The sequence below is a fragment of the Streptomyces sp. NPDC087270 genome (assembly GCF_044744625.1).
In the GTDB taxonomy this organism is placed as follows: Bacteria; Actinomycetota; Actinomycetes; order Streptomycetales; family Streptomycetaceae; genus Actinacidiphila.
This window is the reverse complement of record NZ_JBIUYR010000001.1, coordinates 523,094-536,088: the sequence shown is the minus strand read 5'-3', so window position 1 is coordinate 536,088 and position 12,995 is coordinate 523,094. Positions and strand designations below refer to the sequence as shown.

At 74.5% G+C, this 12,995-nt stretch carries 12 protein-coding genes; 7 read left to right on the top strand and 5 right to left on the bottom strand.

Annotation, left to right across the window (positions count from 1 at the left end):
* Window positions 1-71: 71 nt before the first annotated feature.
* Entirely contained in the window at window positions 72-1,271 is a 1,200-nt protein-coding gene (locus ACIPAE_RS02385; protein ID WP_329366655.1) for an MFS transporter, read from the bottom strand.
* 182 nt (window positions 1,272-1,453) lie between these two features.
* On the opposite strand from ACIPAE_RS02385, the gene ACIPAE_RS02380 reads away from it, so the two are divergent.
* From ACIPAE_RS02380 to ACIPAE_RS02365, 4 genes are all read left to right on the top strand, one after another.
* Window positions 1,454-2,722 carry an extracellular solute-binding protein gene (locus ACIPAE_RS02380; protein ID WP_402442360.1) on the top strand — a complete coding sequence of 423 codons (1,269 nt, stop codon included), beginning with the start codon at window positions 1,454-1,456 and terminating at the stop codon, window positions 2,720-2,722.
* On the top strand, window positions 2,719-3,612 hold the full coding sequence (locus ACIPAE_RS02375) for a sugar ABC transporter permease (protein ID WP_329366659.1): 894 nt from the start codon (window positions 2,719-2,721) through the stop codon (window positions 3,610-3,612). The genes ACIPAE_RS02380 and ACIPAE_RS02375 overlap by 4 nt, the downstream gene beginning before the upstream one ends.
* A gap of 1 nt (window position 3,613) precedes the next feature.
* A complete protein-coding gene (locus ACIPAE_RS02370) occupies window positions 3,614-4,450 on the top strand; it encodes a carbohydrate ABC transporter permease (RefSeq protein ID WP_366411889.1) in 837 nt (278 codons plus the stop codon).
* A 341-nt stretch (window positions 4,451-4,791) separates the two neighbouring features.
* Window positions 4,792-6,204, top strand: a complete 1,413-nt coding sequence (locus ACIPAE_RS02365; protein WP_402442358.1) for a hypothetical protein — start codon at window positions 4,792-4,794, stop codon at window positions 6,202-6,204.
* A gap of 56 nt (window positions 6,205-6,260) precedes the next feature.
* Here the strand turns inward: ACIPAE_RS02365 and ACIPAE_RS02360 are convergent, their stop codons facing one another.
* Window positions 6,261-6,905: a class I SAM-dependent methyltransferase gene (locus tag ACIPAE_RS02360; protein ID WP_402442357.1), complete on the bottom strand. Its 645-nt coding sequence runs from the start codon at window positions 6,903-6,905 to the stop codon at window positions 6,261-6,263.
* 287 nt (window positions 6,906-7,192) lie between these two features.
* Here ACIPAE_RS02360 and ACIPAE_RS02355 point away from each other — a divergent pair, with 287 nt between their 5' ends.
* Complete coding sequence (locus tag ACIPAE_RS02355; protein WP_328467034.1) at window positions 7,193-7,435, top strand: hypothetical protein; 243 nt, start codon at window positions 7,193-7,195, stop codon at window positions 7,433-7,435.
* Window positions 7,436-7,462: 27 nt separating this feature from the next.
* Here the strand turns inward: ACIPAE_RS02355 and ACIPAE_RS02350 are convergent, their stop codons facing one another.
* Both ACIPAE_RS02350 and ACIPAE_RS02345 read right to left on the bottom strand, forming a co-directional pair.
* Window positions 7,463-7,945 carry a MarR family transcriptional regulator gene (locus ACIPAE_RS02350; protein WP_329366667.1) on the bottom strand — a complete coding sequence of 161 codons (483 nt, stop codon included), beginning with the start codon at window positions 7,943-7,945 and terminating at the stop codon, window positions 7,463-7,465.
* A gap of 134 nt (window positions 7,946-8,079) precedes the next feature.
* A complete protein-coding gene (locus ACIPAE_RS02345) occupies window positions 8,080-9,648 on the bottom strand; it encodes an MFS transporter (protein WP_402442355.1) in 1,569 nt (522 codons plus the stop codon).
* Between the two features lie 76 nt (window positions 9,649-9,724).
* On the opposite strand from ACIPAE_RS02345, the gene ACIPAE_RS02340 reads away from it, so the two are divergent.
* Together ACIPAE_RS02340 and ACIPAE_RS02335 are read left to right on the top strand one after the other, a co-directional pair.
* On the top strand, window positions 9,725-10,168 hold the full coding sequence (locus ACIPAE_RS02340) for a protein-tyrosine phosphatase family protein (protein ID WP_329366670.1): 444 nt from the start codon (window positions 9,725-9,727) through the stop codon (window positions 10,166-10,168).
* Between the two features lie 182 nt (window positions 10,169-10,350).
* A complete protein-coding gene (locus ACIPAE_RS02335) occupies window positions 10,351-10,893 on the top strand; it encodes a hypothetical protein (RefSeq protein ID WP_328467026.1) in 543 nt (180 codons plus the stop codon).
* Window positions 10,894-11,011: 118 nt separating this feature from the next.
* Here the strand turns inward: ACIPAE_RS02335 and ACIPAE_RS02330 are convergent, their stop codons facing one another.
* Window positions 11,012-12,964 (bottom strand): glycoside hydrolase family 2 protein, encoded by a 1,953-nt coding sequence (locus ACIPAE_RS02330; RefSeq protein ID WP_402442354.1) that lies wholly within the window; start codon window positions 12,962-12,964, stop codon window positions 11,012-11,014.
* Window positions 12,965-12,995: the final 31 nt, after the last annotated feature.

Genomic DNA, 12,995 nt, shown 5'->3' with positions numbered 1-12,995 from the left:
CGCGCACCGTCCGGCCCACCGGCCACAGCACCCACCGGCCACGCACCCTTCGGCCCACCGGCCGCGCACCGTCACTGCGACGGCAGCGGCCTGCGCAGCAGATACGCCGCCACGGTGCCCGACATCGCGATCACGCACGCCACGAAGATCAGGCCGGCGCTGCGCAGTCCCACCCCCACCGCCACCGCGCCGATGCCCACCACCGGCAGCGCGATCCCGACGTAGGCGGCGACGAACAGCGCCGAGATCGTCGCGCCGCGCTGCTCCGCGGGCGCGACCCGGCTCACCGTGGCCACCGCGCCGCGGAACGCCAGGCCCTGGCCGACACCGCTGACCACCGCGCCCGCGACGAGCAGGCCCAGCGACTCCGCCAGCAGCGAGCAGCCGATCAGCACCAGACCCGCCATCAGCACCAGGCAGCCGAGCGGCAGGGAGCGTGCGGCGCCGAACCGGCCCATCAGTGACTGCCCGACCATCGAGGCGAGGAAGACCGACAGCACCACCGCCCCGGAGACCGCGAGGTTGTGCACGCCCAGGTACTCGGCGACGAACGACGGGGCGACCGCGGTGAACAGGCCCAGCACGGAGAACCCGGCGAACGCGGCGAGCGCGGCGGGCGCGAAGACACCCCGCACCTGGGCCGGCACCGCCATGCCCTGCGGGCGCAGCCGGGGCCGTGGATCGCGGCGGCGCACCGTCTCCGGCAGCCGCCAGACGATCGCGCAGCTGACGGCGAGCAGGCCCAGGTGGACCAGGTACGGCAGCCGCAGCGGGTAGGGCGCGTACTGCGCCAGCACCCCGGCGAGCATCGGCCCGCAGCCCAGCCCGCCCATGTTGGCGGCCGTCGCGGCGAGCGCGGCCCGCCCGCGCTGGGCGGGCGCGGCCAGTTCGGTGACCGCGGCGGTGCCGGCGCCGCTGAACAGGCCGGCCGAGAAGCCCGACAGCAGCCGCCCGACGAACAGCAGCGGCAGCCCGCCCTCGGACACGAAGCACACCGCGCTCAGCGCGGAGAAGCCGAGCCCGGCCAGCAGCACCGGACGGCGGCCCAGCAGGTCGGAGAAGTCGCCGGCGATCAGCAGCGCGGTGATCACCCCGCAGGCGTAGACGGCGAAGACCACGGTCACCATGAACTCGGAGAACCCGAGTTGCTGACGGTAGAGCCCGTACAGCGGCGTCGGCAGGGTGGTCCCCGCCATGCCCACCGCGAACACCACGGCGGCCAGGGCGTACCAGGGCCGGACGGGGCGCGCTCCGGCGCCGGGGGTCGTCATGCTCACAACCTAGGCCCGCGCCCGGCGCCAGGGCCGTCGCCGCCACCGCCCGCGCGCCGCGGACGGGTGCCGGGGATGCCGCCATGTTCACGCAACATCCCTGTCGTAATCCGCCTGCATGGTTGTTCCTTGAGTCGGCGTGAAGATCGTCGGCCGGACAGGGCGACGACGGGAGACGCGAGATGACGTTCAGCCGCAGACGACTGCTCGGTGCCGGTGGCGGCCTCGCCTTCACCGGCGCGCTGACCGCGGCGTGCGGGTCCGACACCGGGCGGGGCGACGGCGGGGGCGGCAAGGGGGGCGAGGTCACCCTCCAGCAGTGGTACCACCAGTACGGCGAGGCGGGCACCGAGCAGGCCGTCCGCCGGTACGCCGCCGCGTACCGCCCGGCGAAGGTGAAGGTGCAGTGGCGGCCCGGCGACTACGACCAGCAGACCGCCGCGGCGCTGCTGACCTCCTCGGGCCCGGACGTCTTCGAGGGCAGCCCGACGCTGGACCAGATCCAGGGCGGCCAGGTGGCCGACCTCACCGACCTGGTGGCCGCGGTGAAGGCCGACTTCAACCCGGCGGTGCTGGCGCCGAAGACGTACGACGGGAAGATCTGGGGCGTCCCCCAGGTCATCGACATGCAGATGCTCTACTACCGCAAGAGCCTGCTCGCCGACGCGCACGTCCAGCCGCCGACCAGCCTGGACGAACTGATCGACGCGGCCGGCGCCTTGACCACGAAGAAGGTCAAGGGCCTGTTCCTCGGCAACGACGGCGGCGCCGGGGTGCTGGGCGGCACCCCGCTGTACGCCGCCGGGTTGAGCCTGGTCACCGCGGGCGGCCAGGTCGGCTTCGACGACCCGGCCGCCGCCCGCACCCTCGGCAAGTTCCACCACCTGTACGCCGACAAGTCGCTGCTGCTGGGCGCGCCGGCCGACTGGTCCGACCCGTCGGCCTTCGTCCAGGGGCTCACCGCGATGCAGTGGTCCGGGCTGTGGGCGCTGCCCGCGGTCCAGAAGGCGCTCGGTGACGACTTCGGGGTGCTGCCGTTCCCCGCGGACGGCGCGGCCGGCAAGCCCACGGTGCCGGTCGGCGCGTACGGCTCGGCCGTCAACGCGCGCGGCAAGCACCAGGCCGATGCCAAGGCGTACGTGAAGTGGCTGTGGGTCGACCGCACCGACTACCAGGAGGACTTCGCGCTCTCCTACGGCTTCCACATCCCGGCCCGGATCTCGCTGGCGAGGAAGGCGGCCAAGCTGCGCCAGGGCGCGGCGGCCGACGCCGTGTCGTACACCACGGACCACGGCTACGCCCAGCCGCTGTTGTGGACGCCGGCCAGCCAGACCTCGTACCAGGACGCGCTGAGCCGCATCATCAAGGACGGCGCGGACCCCGGCTCGGAGCTGAAGGCGGTGGTCCGCACGACCGCCGCGGAGCTCCAGCGGGTGCGGAAGAAGCCGTGAGGCACCGCACGCTGTGGTTCTGGGCGTTCGTCGGACCGTTCGCCGCCGGGCTGGCGCTGTTCACCTACGTTCCGCTGCTGTGGAGCGTGTACCTGAGCTTCTTCGACGCGCACAACACGGTCTCCCCGCACCACTTCGTGGGCCTGGACAACTACGCGTCGATGCTCCGCGACCGGGCGTTCACCGACAGCCTGGGCACGTTCGGGCTGTTCGCGCTGCTGATCGTGCCCGCCACCTTCGCGCTGTCGCTGGGCCTGGCGCTGATGGTCAACCGGCTGCGGTACGCCCGGGCGTTCTTCCGCTCGGTGTTCTTCCTGCCGACCGCCTGCTCCTACGTGGTGGCCGCGCTGATCTGGAAGATGTCGATCTTCAACGGGGTGCGGTTCGGCCTGGCCAACACCGTGCTCGGCTGGTTCGGCGCCGACCAGGTCGCGTGGCTGTCCACCACCCACCCGCCGTGGTACTGGCTGGTGATCGTGACCGTGCGGCTGTGGCTGCAGGCCGGCTTCTACATGGTGCTCTTCCTGGCCGGCCTGCAACGCATCCCGGCGCCGCTGTACGAGGCGGCCGCCGTGGACGGCGCGCGGCCCGGCTGGCAGGTCTTCCGGCACATCACCTTCCCGCAACTGCGGGCCACCTCCGTGGCGGTGGCGCTGCTGCTGGTCATCAACGCGTTCCAGGCGTTCGACGAGTTCTACAACCTGCTCAGCGACTCCCGCGGCTACCCGCCCTACGCCCGGCCGCCGCTGGTCTACCTCTACTACCTCGCGCTCGGGCAGGGGCAGAACCTCGGCGAGGGCAGCGCGGGCGCGGTGATCCTCGCGCTGATCATCGCGGTGGTCACCGTCGGCCAGGCGCGCTGGTTCGGGCTGGGCAGGAGGGAGGACTGACGTGGACAAGGCCCTGCTCGCCCTCGGGCGCGCGATACGCGTGGTGCTGCTGGTGGTGCTCGCGCTGCTCTTCCTGATCCCCTTCTACCTGCTGGTGCGCAACGGGCTGTCCACCGAGCAGGACATCACCTCGCCGGAGTGGACCTTCTTCCCGGCCCACCTGCACTGGTCCAACGTCACCGAGGTGTTCGACGATCCGGCGCTGCCGATGGCCCACGCGCTGCTCACCTCGGCGCTGATCGCGGTCACCACCACCCTCGGCACGGTGCTGCTGGCGTCGCTGGCCGGCTACGGCCTGGCCCGTATCCCCTACCGGTACGCCGACCAGGTCTTCTACGCGATCCTCGGCACCATGATGGTGCCGGCGGCCGTCACCTTCCTGCCGAGCTTCGTGCTGGTCTCCTCGCTCGGCTGGATCTCCACGCTGCGCGGCCTGATCATCCCGACGCTCTTCTCCGCGTTCGCCTGCTTCGTCTTCCGGCAGTACTTCCTCGGCTTCCCCGGCGAGTTGGAGGACGCCGCGAAGGTGGACGGGCTGGGCTACTGGCGGACGTACTGGCGGATCGTGGTGCCCAACTCGCGGCCGGTCTTCGCGGCGGTCGCCACGATCGTCTTCATCGGCGCCTGGAACTCCTTCCTGTGGCCGCTGGTGATCGGGCAGGACCAGTCGACGTGGACCGTCCAGGTCGCGCTGTCCACCCTGACCACCGCCCAAGTGGTCAACATCCACGAGCTGTTCGCCGCGTCGGCGGTGTCGATCCTGCCGCTGCTGCTGGTCTTCCTGCTGCTCCAGCGGCACATCGTGGCGGGTGTCGAGCGCTCGGGCATCGACGACTGACGCCCTGGGCATCATTCCCCTGAACCACCGGACCCCCTTCACCGACAGCGCCCGACCCCTCACTCTGCGCCCACGCGGCGCCCCGCCGGAGCCGCCGCCGCGGGGCGGGCCCGCGGTGGTGTGGGATCGCTCACGTGGGCCCCGGGCGCCCGGCGGCGATCGGGGGCCGGATCGGCAGGCGGGGCCCGGGATTTGCGCGCCCCGGGCGGCACCCGGTCTTCACCGCGGGGAGGCGGGGAGTTTCGACCGGCTATAGGGAGACGTGCCCCTAGTGTCGTACTTTGCCTGGAGGCCAGAAGGTACGAAACGGGCCCCCGACGAGGGCCCCGGAGGGAGCGACCGTGTCGGAACGGAGAATTCCGGCGCCCTCGGGGCCCGGTGCGTCGCGCGGCCTGAACCGCCGGGCGCTGCTTCAGGCGGCCGGCATGGGGGCCGGGGTGCTCGCCGCCGGCGCCGCCACGGTGGGACGGGTGGTCGCGGCGACCAACACGTCGGACAGCGCGGCGCCCGCGCCCGCCGCCGACCTGCCGCTCACCGGCGGACCGGACTTCCCGATCGGCCTGTACTGGCCGCCGCACCCGTACCAGACCACCCTCGCCCGCTACCGGGAGATCACCGACGCGGGCTTCACCTTCCTGATCACCGGCAACTACCAGCTCGACGAGGCCAGCGCGAACCAGGCGCTGGGCATGGCCGACCAGGTGGGCCTGAAGGTGCTGGTCGCCGGGGACCCGCGGGTGAGCGTGGTCGCGCAGCACATGACCGTCACGGACGACCGCAGCGTGCCGACCTCGATCACCACCGCCGACGCCACCGAGTGGATACGGTCGGCCACCGGCAGCTACGCGCGCCACCCGTCGTTCGCCGGACTCAGCCTCTACGACGAGCCCGGCACCGACCGCTTCCCCACCGTCGGCGCGCTGACCGGCATCGTCCGCACGGCCACCCCCGGCCTGCTGCCGTACGCCAACATCAACCGCGGCAACGGCGCGCACTACACCCGCTTCGTGCAGAGCTACCTCGACACAGTCAAGCCCGCGCTGATCTCCTTCGACCGCTACCCGTTCCTCACCGAGGGCCTGGACACGGACTACTTCGAGACCTGGGCGATCGTCCGCAAGGCCGCGATGGCGGCGGGCGTCCCGGCCTGGACGTACATCCAGTCCGCCGGCTTCAACGGTCATGTCACGCCGACGGCCGCGCAGATGTCGTGGCAGGTGAACGTGAGCCTGGCGTACGGCTGCAAGGGCATCCAGTACTTCACCTACTGGACCCCCGACCCGGCCCGCGGCGAGGGCTACACCCAGGCCCTGATCACCACCGACGGCGAGCGCACCCCGCTCTACGACGCCGCCACCAAGCTCAACGCGGGCTGGCTGCGACCCGTCGGCCGCCAGCTCAAGCCGCTGGTCTCGGAGTCCGTGCAGCACCTCAACGACGCCCCGGCGCCGACCGGCACCACGCCGTTCGCGCCCGGCGCGCACCTCACGAGCGCCACCGGCGACCCGGCGATCCTCGGCGTCTTCAAGGGCGCCACCGACGACGGCACCCGCCACCTGCTCGTCGTCAACCGCGACCCGGACTCGTCGGCCACCGTACGGATCGGCCTGAACTCGTCGACGGTGGAGGCGGTCTCCCGCTTCGACCCGTCCACCGCGACCTATCCGCGGGCGAGCCGCCCGGCGGACCTCTCCCTCACCCTCGACGGCGGGGCCGCCGCCCTGTACCGGCTGTCGCCGCACCGGTCGTCCTGACCGCCGCGGGGCCGCCGGGGGCGGGTACGGGCGCTCCCGCGGATCGCCGGCCGGCCTCAGGAGGAGGTGAGCGCGGCCGCGCGGCGGAGCTTCAGCGTGTTGTCGCGGCGCATCCGGGTACGGCCCTCGGGGTCGGTGAACTCGCGCTCGTACTCGGTGGCGACCAGGAGTTCCCACCCGCCGGGCGGCAGCTCCAGGCTCGCGTGGACCTCCTCCGGGGTGGGGAAGTGCACGTCGAGGTCCGGGGGTTCGTCCCCCGCGGGCCAGCCCGCGTGCCCGACGACCAGCAGCACCCCGCCGGGGGCCACCGCGGCCGCCGCCGACCGGAGGATCGCCTCGCGCGGCATCTCGACCGGTGAGTGCAGGAAGTGCGCGGACACCAGGTCGAAGCGGCCGGCCGGGAAGTCCACGGCCAGGTCGTGCCGGCGCCACTCCACCCGGTCGGCCACCCCGGCCCGCTCGGCGTGGCCGGCCGCGCGCTCCAGCGCCCGCCGGGAGACGTCCGTCCCGACCACCCGCCAGCCCTGCCCGGCCAGCCAGATCGCGTCCCCGCCCTCCCCGCACCCCAGGTCGAGCGCCGTACCCGGCGCCAGTCCGGTCACCTCGCGGACCAGCGCCACGTTGGGCCGGCCGCTCCAGATCCGTTCCGTGCCGCCGTACCGCTCGTCCCAGTACTCCTCCGCCGATGCCACCTCGCCCATCCGGACGGCTCCTCTCCCTGTCGCGAGCACCGCTTCCGGTGCACCGCCGAGCATGGGTCGCCCTCTGCCGTAACGCCAAGCTTCGTTGCCGGAACGGCAAGCGGGGTGAGAGGTGTGCGCGGGAGGGGTGCGTGGGATCGGGGAAGGGATCGCCGGGACGAGGAGCGCACGAGGACGCGCGGAGACGTACGGCTGCGGCGGGCGATCAAGGGCAGACGGTTCCGCAGCAGCCCGCCCGGCCGCCGCGGCCGAAGCGGAACCCGGAACCAGGACGAAGAGGTGGACGCGTGAGCGGCTTGAGGGTGACGACCACGGCCGAGGTCTCGATGGAGCTGAGCACCTACGACGCCGAGCGGCAGCGCGAGATCCACGAGGCGCTGGACCGGCTGGCGGACGCCTCCGCCCAGGGCGCGGGCACGCCCGACGGGGTGGGGCGGCGCGCGGAGCTGCTGCCCGGGATGGCCTTCCACTGGGTGGTGCTGGAGGCGCCCCGGCTGGCCATCGTCTGGCAGATCGTCCTACGGAGCTGACCTGGGCGTTCGGCGCTCCGCCGCCCTTCAGGACGGGTCGTCGTTGAGGTGGTCGACCAGGCGGAACAGGGCGGGGAGCGCGGCGCGTACGGCGTCGCGGTCCGCGTCGTCGAGGGCGCCGAGCGCGCTGTCGAGCCGCCGCTCGTGGGCCCGGGTCCACGCGGCGAGCTGCTCGCGGCCGGCGTCGGTGAGCGCGACGGCGGCGGCGCGCCGCTCGCCGGGGTCGACGTCCCGGGTGACCAGGCCGGACGTGATCATCTGGCCGACCAGGCCGCTGACCGTGCTGTTCGCCAGCCGCTGCCGGGTGGCCAACTCGCTGACCCGGGCCGGCGAGCGCTCGGCCAGCACCTGGAGGAGTTCGACCTGCGCCATCGGCAGCGTCTCCCACGGGTAGTCGGTGCGGATCGACGCCCGCAGGGCGCGGCGCAGCCGCGTCACGGCCTCGGTGAGCCGGCGGGCGTCCGAGGCGTCACCGGACGCGGCGAGTTCGGGGGTCGGCTGCGACGACATGGCCCAAGCCTACGGCGCGGGCCGGTGGTTCGGATCACCGTGCCCGGAAGGAAGCACGCCATCGGCACACCCGGGTACGGCGCCCGGCGCGCCGCACCCGCACGCGCCCGGCCGGAACCGCCGCCCGCCGCTCCTCAGCGCCGCGGCGCGCCCTCGCCCGGCACCCTCCCCGCGCAAGCGGAACCGCCGCGCGCCCCGTCCGCATCCCCGGCCTCGTTTCCGTTTCCGTCCGGGCGCCGGCCCGGCGCCCGCGGGCCGAACCACGCGGCGGCCGCCGCCACCGCCGCGGCCGCCACCAGGACCGCCGCCGCCCAGCGCGCCGCGCCCGTACCGCCGGCGAGGGCGCCGCCCGCGGGGCCGTACCGCTCGCCGAGGTGCAGCGCGAGGGTGACCAGGGCGACGCCGAGTGCGGTGCCCAGCCCACGCGCCATGTTGACCAGGCCGCCGCCGGTGCCGGAGGACCGGCGCGGGATGGCCGCCATGATCATCGCGTTGTTCGCCGGGGTGAAGGTGCCCAGACCCAGGCCGACGACGGCGAGCACCACGGCCAGCAGGCCCGCGGTCAGCGGCACCACCAGCAGCGCGGCCGTCGCGGCGGTCAGCACGCCCGCGCCCAGCACGCACCGGCCGCGGTCGGACAGCCCGCGCGGCAGGACCCGGTCGCCGCCGGTCGCGGCGGCCGCGAACCCGGCCGGGAGCGCGGTGAGCACCAGCCCGGTGATCAGCTCGGACGAGCCGGACCCGGTGAGCACGACGGGCACCAGCACCAGGGGACCGAAGAGCACCAGATACCCGCTGAGCGCGCCGACCAGCCCGAGGGAGACCGTACGGCCGCGGACCAGCGCGAGGTCGAGCAGCGGGGTACGCGCCCGGCCCTGCCGCACCACGAATCCCCAGCCCGCCGCTGCCGCCACCGCGAACAGCGCCACGACCGCCCAGCCCGGCACCGGCAGGCCCGAGGCCGCCGACACCCCCAGCAGGCCGCCGCCCGTCGCGGCGGCGAGCAGCGCGAGCCCGGGCCAGTCGAAACCGCCGCTGCCGCGCCGCTCCCTGGTCCGCGGCAGCAGGTAGTGCCCGGCGACCAGCGCGAGCACGCCGATCGGGACGTTCACCCCGAACACCCAGCGCCAGCCCAGCGTCGAGACCAGCACGCCGCCGACCGTGGGCCCCAGCGCCAGGCCCAGCGCCTGGGCCGCCGCCTGCACGCCCAGCGCGGCCCGCATCCGCTCGCGCGGCGCGCTCGTGGTCACCAGCGCCACGCTGTTGGCCTGCATCAGCGCGGCACCCACCGCCTGCACACCGCGGAACACCACCAGCATCAGCAGCGAGGGAGCCAGCCCGCACACCGCCGAGGCCGCCGTGAACACGGCGAACCCGTAGAGGTAGAGCAGCTTGCGCCCGTGCGCGTCCGACAGCCGTCCGGCCGGCACCAGCAGGGCGATCAGCACCAGCAGATAGGCCAGGGACACCCACTCCACGGCGGCCGGCGAGGCGTCGAACCGCTGCCGCAGCCCGCCGTAGGTGAGCGTCACGATGCTCGCGTCGAGCTGCCCCATGAACGCGCCGAAGCAGACGGTCGCGACGGCCAGCCGCCATGCGTACGGGCGGCCGCGCACCGCGTCCGGCCGGGCCCGCTCGTGCAGCAGCAGCGCCGGCCAGCGCGTACGCCCGTCCGCCGGCCGGGTCCCCGCACGCGTCGTCATACGGCCGAGCATACATCGGTCACCGAACTGTTCGGAGACCGTCCTTGGCCGGGGCCGAGGCGGCTACCCTCGGCACATGAGCGGTACATGGGAGCCGGCGGCCACCGGCGTGCTGAGGCTGCCGTCCGGGCGACTGGTGCGCGGCCGGGGGCTGCGCAACGCGCTGCCCGAGGGGCCGCCGCCGGACTTCGCCGTCCATCTGCTCGGGCGCCGGCCGCCGCCGGTGGAGTGGGAGGCGCGGTGGGTGCGCTGGCCGGACTTCCGGCTGCCGTCGGACCGTACGGCGTTCGCCGAGGCACTGGCCGAGCTGTGGCGGCGGGCGGAGGACGCACGCGTGGAGATCGCCTGCGGGGGCGGGTTCGGGCGCACCGGCACCGCGCTGGCCTGCCTCGCGGCGCTCGACGGCGTCCCCGGCGACGAAGCCGTCGGCTACGTCCGCGCGCACTACTCCCGCCGGGCCGTCGAGACGCCGTGGCAACGCCGCTTCGTGACCGCCTTCGCCCGCTCCCGCCGACCCTGACGCCCCTCCCACCAGCTCCGACGCCCGCTCCCCCTCGGCTCCGACGCCCGTCCCCGGCGGCTCCGACGCCCGCTCCCGGCGGCCTCGGTACCGAGCCCCGCACGCTCGGCTCTCCGCGTCCGGCGGCGCTGTCCGGTTACGATCCTTCGGGGAATCGAACAGTCGGACGGAGGAGAGTGCGCGTGAGCAGCAAACCTGACCTGGTCGGCGTCGTCGGATCGGCCCGGGCCCTGGGCTCGCTCGCGGTGCTGACCGGTGCGGCCGGGGCGCTGCCCGTGCTGCTCGGGCACACCAAGGGGCTGAGCGGCGCGGTGGTGGCCGTGATCGGGGCGCTGCTGTTCGCCATACCCTGCGCGTGGTCCGCCGGGCCGCGGCGCGCCTGGTACCGGACCCGGCTGGAGGCGGCGGTACCGGCGCCCGACGAGTCCGTGGTGACCGCGCCGGAGGAGACCTTCGAACGCGTCACCCGCCCGATGACCTCCACGGTGATCGTGTCGATCGGCGTCGGGCTGCTCATCGCGTACACCACCGGCATCCCCGCGGGGCTCGTGCTCAGCGGTGTCGGCGCGGGCATGCTGAGCCAGGCCCGGTGGGTCGCCCGGCAGGAACGCGCCCAGGGCGTACGGCTGCTCTGCCCGGCCGCCCCGAGCCGGGTCTCCGCGGACGACCCGAACCTCGCCGCGTACCAGGAAGTCCCCTTCTACACGCTGCCCCCGCGGGCCTGACCCCGGCGGCGCCGCCGCGCGCGGAACCCCGCGCGGACGCGCCCCAGGCGGACCCGACCGTCGCGGGCATGGCGTCGCCCCGGCCCCGGCACGACCGGGGGCGGGGCGACGCCGGCCGTCACTCGGAGTCGCCCGGCGCGGAGCCGCCCCCCTTCGTCCCGGTGACGATCTCGCTGATGGACTCCAGCGGCAGCTTCGGGGTGCCGTCGTCGAAGAGCAGCCCGTTGGTCTCCTGGGCGGTGTCCATGAACTGCGTGTAGCAGAAGCCCGCGACGAGCGGGCTGCGCAGAAGCGCGCCGAACATCTCCCGCAGCAGCGCCGCGTACTGGGTGTCGGAGCTGGTGTACGTGTACGCGAAGTCGCCCTCGTCGGCGCGCAGCGACAGCCCGCCGAACTCGGTGACCATCAGCGGGGCGTCGCCCGCGGCGAACCGTTCGGCCTGCGCCGCGGTGAGCGAGAGGACACGGCCGGACGGGCCCGGGCCGGCCAGCACCGCGTCGAAGGCGGCGGCGTCGCCGTAGCGCGCGGTCAGCCGGGCCGGGTCCGCGGTGTAGTCGTGCACGCCGAGGATGTCGCTGTCGGCGTGCTCCCAGCCCTCGTTGGAGACGACCGGCCGGGTCGGGTCGAGGGCGCGGGTGAGGTTGGCGAGCGCGACCGAGAAGTGGCGCTGCGCGGGATCGCGGGCCAGGTCGGTGATGCCCCAGCTCTCGTTGATCGGGACCCAGGTGACCACGCTCGGGTGGCTGCGGTCGCGGTGGACCAGGTCCAGCCACTCCCGGGTCAGCGTCTCGACGGCCTCGCCGCAGAAGTCGTACGTCGCGGCGGTCTCGCCCCACACCAGCAGGCCGAGCCGGTCGGCCCAGAACAGGAACCGCGGGTCCTCGGCCTTCTGGTGTATCCGGGTGGCGTTGAAGCCCATCGCCTTGGTCAGCTCGACCTCGCGGCGCAGTTCCCCGGTGCCGGCGTTGGCCAGCAGGGTGCGCGGGCGGTAGCCCTGGTTGAGCACCGAACGCACGTAGTAGGGGTGGCCGTTGAGGAGGAAGGCGCCGCGCCCGACGCCGACGGAGCGCACCCCGACGTAGCTGTCCACCTGGTCCACGACGGCCCCGGCCGAGGCGCCCGCCCCGGCACCGGCCCCGGTCCCGGCCTCGTCCGGATCGCGCACGGTGACCCGGGCGTCCAGCAGCACCGGGTGCTCCGGGCGCCACACCAGCTGCTCCCGGTCGATGCCGTTGCGCAGCGCGGGAATCTCGACGTCGATCCGGGCCCGGCGGCCCCGGAGCACGGCCGAGGTCTCGGCGAGCACCTGGTCGCCGCGGCGGATCACCACGTCCACGGCGAGCGGGGTGGCCGGCGGGCGGGCGAAGGTCACTTCGGCGGTCACGCCGCGCGCGGGGTCGGTGGTCCACGCCAGCTCGGCGATGTGCCGCGCGGGCACCGACTCGGTCCACACGCTCTGCCAGATGCCGGTGGTCCGCTCGTACCAGACCGCGTGCGGCCGCTCCTGCCAGTCCTGCTTGCCGCGCGGCTGCGCGAGCTCGACCGGGTCGTCCTCGGCCCGGACCACCAGGACGTGCTCGGCGGCGCCGGGCCGCAGCGCGTCGGTCACGTCGGCGGTGAACGGCGCCTGCCCGCCGACGTGTTCGGCCACCAGCCGCCCGTCGAGCCACACCCGCGCGCGGTGGTCCACGGCGCCGAAGTGGATCAACGCCCGCCGGTCCGCGGCGCTTTCGGCCGGGCCGTCCGGCACGAGGACCGCGTGCGGGACGCGGCGCCGGTACCAGACGACCGGGTGCCGCCCGGTCTCGCCGACACCGGAGGCCGGCGCCTCCGGCGGGAACGGCACGGTGATCCGCCGGTCGAACGGGTCGGCGCCGGCGCCCGGACCGCCCTCGGCCGGATCGCCCTCGGCCGGATCGCCCTCGGCCGGACCGCCGGCCGCGAACCAGGACTCGCGCTCGCCGACCCCCGCGTCGTCGTACCCGAAGTCCCACTCGCCGTCCAGACTGCTCCACTGCTCCCGGCAGAGCATCGGCCGCGGATACGACCCGTCCTGCTCGCTCGCCCTCACGGCTCCTCCTTCTGCCTGCCCGGCAACGGGC